Origin of the sequence: Richelia intracellularis HH01, assembly GCF_000350105.1 — a bacterium.
GTDB lineage: Bacteria > Cyanobacteriota > Cyanobacteriia > Cyanobacteriales > Nostocaceae > Richelia > Richelia intracellularis.
This window is the reverse complement of record NZ_CAIY01000046.1, coordinates 1-9,364: the sequence shown is the minus strand read 5'-3', so window position 1 is coordinate 9,364 and position 9,364 is coordinate 1. Positions and strand designations below refer to the sequence as shown.

The 9,364-nt window shown below is 31.8% G+C and carries 5 protein-coding genes and 1 pseudogene; 5 read left to right on the top strand and 1 reads right to left on the bottom strand.

Annotation, left to right across the window (positions count from 1 at the left end; genetic code table 11):
- Positions 1-611 precede the first annotated feature (611 nt).
- From RINTHH_RS06155 to RINTHH_RS06130, 5 genes and pseudogenes are all read left to right on the top strand, one after another.
- On the top strand, positions 612-1,409 hold the full coding sequence (locus RINTHH_RS06155) for a TIGR00297 family protein (protein ID WP_044304771.1): 798 nt from the start codon (positions 612-614) through the stop codon (positions 1,407-1,409).
- A gap of 424 nt (positions 1,410-1,833) precedes the next feature.
- Entirely contained in the window at positions 1,834-2,547 is a 714-nt protein-coding gene (locus RINTHH_RS06150) for a peptidylprolyl isomerase (RefSeq protein ID WP_008234266.1), read from the top strand.
- A pseudogene (locus tag RINTHH_RS06145) lies at positions 2,496-5,164 on the top strand (peptidase domain-containing ABC transporter). Before RINTHH_RS06150 ends, RINTHH_RS06145 begins: the two are co-directional and overlap by 52 nt.
- 1,316 nt (positions 5,165-6,480) lie before the next feature.
- A complete protein-coding gene (locus RINTHH_RS06135) occupies positions 6,481-6,705 on the top strand; it encodes a hypothetical protein (RefSeq protein WP_044304765.1) in 225 nt (74 codons plus the stop codon).
- A gap of 467 nt (positions 6,706-7,172) precedes the next feature.
- The gene (locus RINTHH_RS06130; RefSeq protein WP_008234262.1) at positions 7,173-7,451 is read left to right on the top strand and encodes an HAD hydrolase-like protein; all 279 of its coding nucleotides are present in this window, start codon (positions 7,173-7,175) and stop codon (positions 7,449-7,451) included.
- A gap of 935 nt (positions 7,452-8,386) precedes the next feature.
- Here the strand turns inward: RINTHH_RS06130 and dpsA are convergent.
- On the bottom strand, positions 8,387-8,941 hold the full coding sequence (gene dpsA / locus RINTHH_RS06125) for a DNA starvation/stress protection protein DpsA (protein ID WP_008230180.1): 555 nt from the start codon (positions 8,939-8,941) through the stop codon (positions 8,387-8,389).
- Positions 8,942-9,364 lie beyond the last annotated feature (423 nt).

Genomic DNA, 9,364 nt, shown 5'->3' with positions numbered 1-9,364 from the left:
GATAATTAAAAGGGTTTATAATTAAGGCTTAAAAAGCCTTAATTATTTTATACTCGTAGAGAATTTTCTCAGATCTTATATATATTTACCTACTATACTAGTATCTCTTAATCTATAGTTATTCATGATAAACTTGTATAGATTGGTATTTTATTTCTAATGTAATTGTTTGGGTAACTTAATATTATTAATCAGTTTCTGATCTTATGGCAGATAGTTGTAGAAATATGTTCATAATTATCTGCCATAATGACAAATTTCCTAGCAAAATTCGCTATCTTTACCCTTGTATATACATTATGTTCTATGTTAAAGGTGAAGTTTGCTCATAAAGACTTTCAAATATACAATACCGAAGAGGGAGTTCGAAATAAATACCTGATTTGTAAACTTCACCTTGAATATAATTACTTAACTACACTTCCGAAAAATTATGCTTTCTATTACTTATGATAAAATGTCCCTCACGAATGCTGGTTTTGACAATATGAAAGTAATATTACCATAACTAATCAAATTATACTGGATAAGAAGTAGGAAATATATTCAAGTTAGATATGGTAATTTTGTCTTTGTTTTTTTGTTGTATTGATAATAGGCTTAATAAGCTAATGTTATCTTTTCTATCCGGATTGGAAACTTGGCAAATAGCAATTGCTATCAACACTATTCTTTTAGTTATGGCAGTAATTTTCCCAAAAAAGCTACTGACTCCAATTGGACTTGTTCATGCTTGGTTTTTAGGTGTACTTATTTGGACAACTCTAAATTGGCAAGGTTATTTAGTGGTTGTATTTTACTTCCTTATCGGTTCTCTTGTAACACAAATTGGTATGGATAAAAAAGAGGCAATAGGCATTGCTGAAAGGCGTTTTGGTGTAAGAGGGCCAGAAAATGTATGGGGTTCAGCTTTCACTGCAGCTTTATGTGCTTTAGGTATTGGCTTGATAAATTGGGGTTTAATCTATTTTCCTTATTTCTCTTCAACACTGAGTATAAATTACTTTCTAACATTAGGTTATGTAGCTAGTTTAAGTACAAAATTATCCGACACTTGTGCTAGCGAATTAGGTAAAACGTATGGTAAACAAACTTTTTTGATCACTACATTGCAACGAGTCCCTAAAGGAACAGAAGGAGCTGTTAGTTTAGAAGGAACCCTAGCAGGGGCAATAGCTTCTGGAATAATCTCCTTGATTGCTTGTTGGATAGGCTTAATTGACTTCTATGGGATAATTTGGTGCATTTTAGCAGCATTTATTGCAACTAGTTTAGAAAGTGTTATTGGAGCAACCCTGCAATCTCAGCACCAATGGCTGACCAATGAAATTGTCAATATACTTAACACATTAATTGGTGCAATTACTGCCACTTCATTAGCCTGGTTATGGATAAGGATTATGGTGTAAACACGTGCCTTTATATGTAACTTATAAAGTATTTTAAAAAGTATAAAGTTAGAGAATTTTATCTAGGATATACCATACAATAAGAGCCTATGAAAATAAAAAAAATCTTTATTTTTGAGTTAACGCAAAGAAATGAAATTATTTTCACAGTAATTGAAGCATAAACTTGGTACAAGAAATTGCATTTATCTTTAAATAACTGCAAATGCGTTTATGAGTTAGCTGGTTGGTAAAAATAATTATTTACAATGTGCCCATAAGGACCATTCAAAATCAAAAGTTGTCGGGTAGCAAAGACTGTCACTTAAAATACGATTTATTTTGAATTGTAGTCATATACTTTTTGAAAATTATATGACCTAATTGCTTTATGAAAACTTTATCTGACTTAACAATTTTAACAGTCGATAGGGATAGTATTTCTATGAGAGAAGTAGTCAAGCACCTCCAGACTTCTGGTAAATTAGGTCAATTTGTTAGTGATATTACTCGTCAATATATTATCGAAAAAGAAATAAAAGACAGAAATGATATTGATATTAATCCAGTAATTATAGAACAAGCAATTATTGATTTTCGTCTACGAAATAAATTAAACGAGCCGCAAAAATTTTACAAATGGTTAGAAGAAAAAGCTACTTCTTACGAAGATTTTCATGCATCAATCAATTTTGGTTTTCAATTAGAAAAATTAAAGTTAATAATTACAGAGAATAAACTGCAAGAATATTTTATTGAAAACAAAATATCTCTAGATAAAGTAATACTTTCACGCATTGTCCTTGATAATCAAGAATTAGCCGAAGAACTACATACTCAGATAGAAGAAGGAGTAAGTTTTGAGTATCTAGCAAGAGAATATTCATTAACAGATGACCGTATTTTTAATGGCATGATGGGGGCAATTAGCCGCGGAAAAATGCCAGATATATTGAGAGCAAAAATTGATATAGCCAATGAAGGAAATGTCATAGGACCTATAGAAATTGATGGAAAATATGTTTTATTTCGTATAGAACAATATTTAAAAGCGTCTCTAGAAGATACACAATTAAAACAAGCACTACAAAATGAATTGTTTGAAAAATGGCTAGCAGGAAAAATTCAAAAACTGGCGGTCAAACTGCACATGGAATAAATGCAGGAGATGAAGAGTCTTTACAAATTAGTGTTTTATCATCTCTTCCTTGGAATGAACCACCACTATGTTGGTTAAATGTTGAACAGAAATCACTATTAAAAAATAGTGTACAAATATTAAAATATAGTTTAGGCTCAAAAATTTGGTCTACTAAAGTTAAGGAATACCAATTTTTCATAGTATCTGGATCTGTACGTCTGCGGGAAGAGCATCTTGGTAATTCCTTAGTAAGATTGCAATCAGGTGATTGGTTTGGAAATTTAAATAGTTATCCTAAAGATTGTAAAGCAATTGCAGCTAGCACTGAGGTGATAACTGTTGTTTGGAACACTAATATATGGGCAGAATTACTAACGCCACAAATAGAGAGTTTTTGGAAATCTTCATTAGTAGAGAAAGAAGAAATGAGGAAACTAGAAATTCATTCCACAGAGTCCTCAACTTTACATCCTACTCCCACTTCTGCAGATAGTTACTATCAACCCTCATTCAGTTATCCATTTGTTTATAGTTGGAATACTGGGGCAGCTTGCTTAACCATGGTTGCACAGCAGTTAGATAATCCTGTCAAACTAGAATGGGTACAGAGACAAATACGGGGACAAAGTCCAAAACGGATAGTGGAGATGGGGGAAAATATGGGGCTAACCCTGAGAAAATTACAGATAACTTGGGGAGAATTATGCCAATTGTCGTTTCCTATATTGTTACAGTGGGGAGAAACTACTAACCAAGGAGGAAATTGGATTGTTGCCTATAAACTTCAAGGTGATCATTTAATAGTTGCTAATCCCTTAAATCAAGATCGAACTTTAGAAAATTTACCCCAGTCATTAGTAGAAGCAACTTGGTCTGGTCAAGTTTGGCAGGTAGAACTACTACAAAAACAAGAGAAGTTTAACCTTTCTTGGTTCTTACCAGCAGTATGGAAATATCAAAAACTACTAGGGGAAGTCTTATTAGCCTCCTTTACCTTACAAATACTGGGACTCACCAGTCCTCTAATTACCCAAGTTGTAATCGATAAGGTGATGGTACAAGGAAGTTTATCTACCTTGGATGTTATGGCAATTGCTCTTATATTTGTAGCAATTTTTGAAGCTATTTTGGGGGTTCTCCGCCTATTTATTTTTACCCATACTGCTCGTCGTCTTGATTTAAGTTTATCGGCACAGTTATTTCGCCATTTAATGCGCTTACCCCTAGCTTACTTTGAAGCTCGACGCGTAGGGGATACAGTTGCAAGAGTACAGGAGTTGGAAAAAATCCGTCAATTTCTAACTGGTACAGCATTAACTGTGATTTTGGATAGTATTTTCGCTGTAGTTTATCTGGGATTGATGTTTTATTACAATATTCCCCTTACTTTTGTTGCCCTTGCTGTATTACCACTATTTGCTGCTCTTACCTTAATTGCTACTCCCATTTTACGTAATTGGCTCAATGAAACCTTTAACCGCAGTGCAGATAGCCAATCTTTTTTAGTAGAAACCGTTACTGGGATTCATTCTGTCAAAGCTCATGCTGCCGAACCAGCAGCCCGTGATCGCTGGGAGAGTCTATTTGCCCGATTCATACGTACTGGGTTTAAAGCATCAACCACATCAAATATAAGTAGTAATATTGGTGATTTCCTTACTAATTTTTCTACCCTATTAATCCTGTGGTTTGGAGCAAAATTAGTCATAGGAAAACAGTTGACGGTGGGGCAACTAGTAGCCTTTCAAATGTTATCAGGAAGAGTTACTAACCCCTTGCTGAGGTTAGTACAACTGTGGCAAAACTTGCAACAAGTTTTGTTATCAGTAGACCGTATTGGTGATATTCTCAACGTTTCTCCAGAAGCGGAAGCAGGAACGGGTCTAGTATTGCCCACTCTTAGGGGGGAAGTGGTATTTGACCAAGTATTCTTTCGTTATGCTCTCAATACAGAACCTGTACTAAGAGGTATTTCCTTTCAGGTTACCCCAGGACAATTTGTTGGCATTGTGGGACGTAGTGGTTCCGGTAAAAGCACTATTTCAAAACTTTTACAACAACTATACCAAATAGAATCCGGGATAATTTTAATTGATGGTTTTGATATTAAGAGTGCCGATTTAGTCTCCCTTCGTCAACAAATAGGAGTGGTCTTACAAGAAGACTTTTTATTTAATAGTTCTATAGTAGATAACATTACTCTAGGAAATCCAGACATCAGTGCTGAGCAAGTGGTAGAAGCTGCCAGACTAGCCATGGCACATGATTTCATTAGTGAACTACCTCGTGGCTATGAAACCAATGTAGGAGAAAGGGGAACATCTCTATCTGGAGGACAGCGACAACGAATAGCTTTAGCTAGGTTATTCTTATCATCTTCACCAATTTTAATCTTGGACGAAGCTACAAGTGCTTTAGATAGTGAAACTGAGCAGCAAGTATTACAGAACTTGCAAGTTATTTCCCGTGGACGTACAGTTTTTTTATTGCTCACCGATTTGCCCCCCTTAAACGTGCGGATCAAATTTTGGTCATGGAAAAAGGTGTTCTGGCAGAAAAGGGTACTCATTTAGAGTTGTTATCTCAAAAAGGTTTGTATTGGTCATTATACCAAAGACAACAAACTTGTATGTAAATTCTAGAAGATGACAAGAATTACTATATTTAACTAATCATCTATATTAATGATAATACTAGTATTGCTTGTAGCTATCTTAGAATCAACAGAGTAAAAATGTCTATCCACCAAGTTTTATAATGTTATGTATAAGTGAGTTTTAAGTGTATTTATTATCAGATTAAATGTTTGTTATATTTAAAGTTAGTTTTACCTAAACTATTCTTAGGTATTGATGCAAACTTAAAGCCAATTATTTCAATTCTGCTACATACAGGTCTGTAAAGCAACTGCCATAATTAGGAACTTTGATGCTTTCTTTAATATCAAGGTTTATTAATATAGTGATGTAATATCATACCTGTAGACTATAGATATATTTCATGTCTAACTTTACATCAATTGACTATCAATAATAGTAAAAAAACAGTCAGATACTATTTATATTCCAAGAGAAAAGATAATGTAAAAAATAGCTAGGAAGACAATTTTTTGGTTACTATCATTGGTAATGAAATTAAATAAATAGAAAAGTTATTCTCGCCAGAATCTATAATTCTTATAGATTCTGGCTGTAGGTTAGGATAAGAATTTATTTTAGTTAAAAATACTTTAGATAGTGTAAATTTAGCTAGTAAGAAACTATTTTATCTTGGTCTCGATAATAGTCTAGATATAGTAAATGCAGGCTTAGAAAAGTCGAGAATCCAACCTAATATAAAATTCCAAGTTAATGACTTTAGATATATAATCCCAGATAAGCCCATGAAAATTTACTTATCCTATGGTATTCCTTATTCTAATATGACTAAAAGAGAAACTAGAGGCTGTATAGCAAATATTTTTCAGAGAATTAAAGAAAATAAAACTTAATCTTTAGTCGTTGTTGATGTCTTAGGTCGTTATTCCATAGAATGGATAACAAAATAGGAAGAAAGTAGCTGGAATTATAGAATGAGTTTTGTAGTAGAAGATGGTAAAAGTCAAAACCCAATGATGATAACTTGCTACTATGCTCTAGAAATCAGACAGATCATAGAAGAAGTATCTCAAATAAAGAGTTGTATGTAGGCTCTAAAAAAATTAGGGCTTATGATCGTTCTATTATGGCTGGTCATCATACTTTAACACTGCAATATAATTCCTATATTACCCTTTATAGGACGATGATTAATTCTCTTTATGATATTCATAGTACTAAAGATTTTCAGCAACTAATTTTTAATTTCCCCATTCCTAGAGAAGCAGTATCTAATGTGCAAAATTTTTTTAAGTATTTTTTGATGAACTGGAATTACTTAATTAAATAAGCTTCTGACTTTTGTCATGAAAAGATGGAGGTATCACAAGCTATAGGATTACTGAAATTGTCGTCATCATTGACAAAAGACTTGTCAGAAATTCAAGGTAACAAAAATCAGGATAAATATTTCTATGCTAGTATTATTGAGCCAACTTTAGCAGATTATTTATATAAATTAGAATCTGATTTACAACTGGGGTTAGGAGTAGGGCATACTTTAATTGCCTTAGCTTATGTAGATGGAAGAATATCCTAAACTATTTCAGAGTTTAATATGAATTTATATTTTTTTAAAGAAAACATCTAACTACTGGAACTAGCACAAATTAATTTATTTTTAAACTAGTTAACTAAATATTACTTATTAATCAACTACTGCTCAATAAACTTTTAAATACTATTTACTTTATTTATTCAAATAGCAATTCCCTATATAATAGCATTGCTAACATCCCTTTTGTTAATTGACAAAATTATACTGATATATATGGCAATAAAAGTTCAGAATAGAAATATCAGAGGTGCAGTCTTTGATATGGATAGATTAATACTTGATAATGTTTCTGTATATAAAAAATCTATAAGGAAGCTGTAAAAAAAATTGGGATATTACCTTGAAGATGAAGTCTATAACTGCATGTTAGGAATACCCCATGAAGACTGTAATACAATTTTACGAAAAGTATTTAGAAAGAATTTTCCTATTGACAGATTTGAAGAATTTTGGAAATAGAAGGGATAGCATTTATAAGTGGCTTTGAGGCTTTATTTGTAAAATCAGAAGAGAATAAAATCTCCACTGCATTAGCCACAAGTTCTAGTCGTCAAGAAGTTAAGGCACATCTACGAAATACTTCCTATTTGAAAAGATTTAATGCTATTTACACATCTGATAGCATTTCAAAAAGTAACCCAGATCCAGAAATATATCTTTTATCTGCTTCAGAAATTAACTGTCAATCCTATCAAAACATAGCTTTGAAGATTTTAATAATGGTATGAAAGCAGCTAATGTAACCGACTTCATTAGTGAGATGATAGTGAATAAGGAATTACCAGACGAATATGTAAGAACAAATAGTTTTTTAATATTATCTAGTTTAGCAGATATTATGCCCTTAACAAATTAAGTATTTGCTTTACCATATACAACTTCTGAAGGCATGATTGATTATTTACTGGATATTATTTTCATAACTGTTAAAGTTGATATTATGCATGTTTTATTTTTCTTGATCAATTTTTACTCCAATCACTCATGATTGTTGTGCTGTTTTTAAACTCGAATCAACTCTAAATCGATTTTACCTTGAATATGATCAGGTAAAATTGCAAGAATATCTTCAAAATGGTACGATTATTTTCGTAAATTCTCCCCTAAGTTTGCATTAGTTCAAGCTATCACTACCTCACTAACCTTATATTTTTGTCACTTCTTCATAGTGTACTTTGCAATAATTGTTTGTGACTATATTTTATTATTCACTTTTAGCTTAACTATATTCTGCTCCATAACAGCTTTATAGTTTTCTCCTAGCTCAATTATCTCCATTTCCCAATAAATTAATCAGCAAATTTTTAAAAGTCTTGCTGTTTATTTATAGATTTAGGGATATTTTATAGTTGCAATAATTCCAGTGTTCTGCCACTCTTATTAATGCCCTATCAATTGAATTCCTATAGTACTCTTTACTAACCTGGAAGTTTAATTTTGTTAAATATGACATAACCAATACTTTACCCTGAATGGAAAAGACAGTAAATATTAGAAATAATAGAGTATTAGAGAGCAATTTTTCTTGCTAACCAGCTATATACGAACAGAAAAGCAGAGAATATTTATATTCTCTGCTTGGGGAATTTGTTTTTGAAGAATTATGCTAGAAGGCTTAAAACAAGAGAAGCACTACATATGAATTTTCACAAAAACTAACCATTTAATTCTGAGTAAGTTGTACAAATTCCAAAGTGAGGCTGTCCTTAGCGAGGAAGTGATGCAAATGATAAGCTCTTTCTTCTGTTTTCAGCAAAATCTGTTCATATAAATAACGAGTTCCTCTATCACCTAAGCTTTCTGCTTGGGAAGCTTGACGACGAATTACATTCAGAATTATTTGCTCTGCTTTCAGGTTATTTTCTGCCATCTTCCGACTAGAGTATATACCATCAGGTTCTTGCTCAAAACAGCATAATTCAGCCAATTTGGCAAATGATGCAGTAGGAATACCACCTAATCCATTTAAACGTTCCCCAATCTCATGGATATGGGATTGCACATCACCAGAACTTTTCTGGAAAAAATCATGCAAAGAGGAAAATTCTGCTCCTTCGACCACAAAATGATGCTTTTGGTATTGTAAATAGAGTCCTTGGAAGCTAGCTAGTACTATATTTAGTCCCTCACACACAGGTGCAGTAATACTCTGATCTAATAAAATTGAATTTTCATAAACTTGACCAAAACTACGTGTCAAATTTTGTACTTCAGACATAATTATTCTCCTAAAAATATTTATTAGCCAAATATTTATTAGCCATTAATTGTTTTACCTTTATGATATTAACACTTGAAAAATAAAAACAACAAATATTAAGAGTTAATTAAGGAGTAATTTACCTATAAAAATTGAGAATTTATTGCGTTTACATTAAAGATCTTATGAATTCATATTTTCAATTATTATTTTGCTACTATAAAAGCAAAAAATATTGTTTACTACTTAATGTTTTAATAAAAAATTATATAATGACTATAGTATCTATTTTCTCATATAAACTATTTGCTCAAGACGAAATAAAATTAATTTACTTTGATTAAAATTTTATATAAAATAATATACATAAATAATTATGTATCAAAATACCTTTTTTCTTTAAATCCTAAGAATTATTTAATCAAAAATCTTTACAAGATT